Raw genomic sequence first — 1,453 nt, forward strand, 5'->3', positions numbered from 1 at the left:
GGAGTTTCAATGATCAGGTCAAGTGATCTGGGCTGTGAGTGGTGAGCGATGAAACTCCCGGCCGTCACGCAGCAGTGCCCAGATGACGTCGACCAGTCGGCGTGCCAGTGCGATGAGTGCTTGGGTGTGACGTTTGCCCTCGTCTCGTTTACGCAGGTAGAAGCGCCGGGACGGGCCGTCCTGGACCTTGATCGCCGACAGGGCGGCCAGGTAGAACACGCGGCGCAGGCCGCGGTGATAGCGCTTGGGCCGGTGCAGGTTGCCCCGCACTCGTCCGGAGTCGCGTGGTACCGGGGCGAGTCCGGCGTAGGCGGCCATGCGGCCGGCGTTGCCGAACACCGCGCGCAGGTCGCCGCCGGTGTCGGCCAGCAGCTGTGCGCCCAGGATCGGTCCGAACCCGTCGACGCTGGTGATCGGGCCGGCGTGCGGATGTTCACCGAAGCGCTCGGTGATCTGCTTGTCGAGATCCTTGATCTCGCGATCGAGCTCGAGCAGCTGCCGGGCCAATCTGATGATCAGTGGCGCGGTGATGTTTTCTGTCGGCAGGGCAACGGTTTGCTGGTCCGCCGCCGCGAGAGCTTTGTCCACCATGGACGGAATGCCCTTGGGCCACGCGCCACCGGCACGCAGGTGCTCGGCCAGGCCCGGCGCGCCCGCGTCCCGGATACCGGCTGGGGTGCAGTAGCCGGTGAGCAGGACCAGTGCCGAGCGGGTGGAGTAGTCGAAAGCGCGTTCCAGGGCGGGGAAGATCGAGGCGAGCAGCTCGCGCAGCCGGTTGACTCCACGCACCCAGTCGGCCATCAGGTCCTCGCGGCGCGCGGTCAGGATCCGCAAGTCGGCCGCGATCTCGTCCGGGTTGCTCACCTGGGTGAGGTCGCCTCGCAGGCGGGCGGTCTCGGCGATCGTGCGGGCGTCCTTGGCGTCGGTCTTGCCCTCGCCGGGAAACGCGCCGGCCATCCGGTTGACCAACCGGCCCGGCACATACAGCACCGGCTGTCCCGTCTGCAGCAGCAGCGCCAGCAGCAACCCCGCCGTGCCCGAGGTCATGTCCACCGCCCACACCACATCGCGGGCCTTGCGGCCCGCGCGGGCGATCAGCTCCTCGATCGCGGCCTGGCCGTTGACCACCTTCTGGCTGAACACGACCTTGCCGGAGTCGTCGACCGCACACGCGTGGTGGCCGGCCTTGCCGACGTCGACGCCCACCCAGATCCTCTCGCGCACCGCCACGCGGTCCGCCCTCCCCTTTCCGTCGTTCAACCCCGTGGACGGCCCCGCCAGCAGCTCCATAAACAGCGACCACACGCACACTTTTCAATCAGCGGCCAGGGCGTCCAGAACAGCGAGGCGGCCACTCCCGGAGAGCCACCCAGCGGCAAGCACACATCAGCCACACCCCGCCGTCCTGGGCGTCCAGAACACCTCGTCCTGGACATCAACAAGCTTATGGAGC

Annotated in this window: 1 protein-coding gene; it reads right to left on the reverse strand. The window is 68.3% G+C overall.

Annotation, left to right across the window (positions count from 1 at the left end; all coding sequences use genetic code 11):
• Positions 1-18: 18 nt before the first annotated feature.
• Positions 19-1,230: an IS110 family RNA-guided transposase gene (locus tag JOD27_RS44345; RefSeq protein WP_204768421.1), complete on the reverse strand. Its 1,212-nt coding sequence runs from the start codon at positions 1,228-1,230 to the stop codon at positions 19-21.
• Positions 1,231-1,453 lie beyond the last annotated feature (223 nt).

The organism is Lentzea nigeriaca (assembly GCF_016907955.1).
Lineage (GTDB): Bacteria > Actinomycetota > Actinomycetes > Mycobacteriales > Pseudonocardiaceae > Lentzea > Lentzea nigeriaca.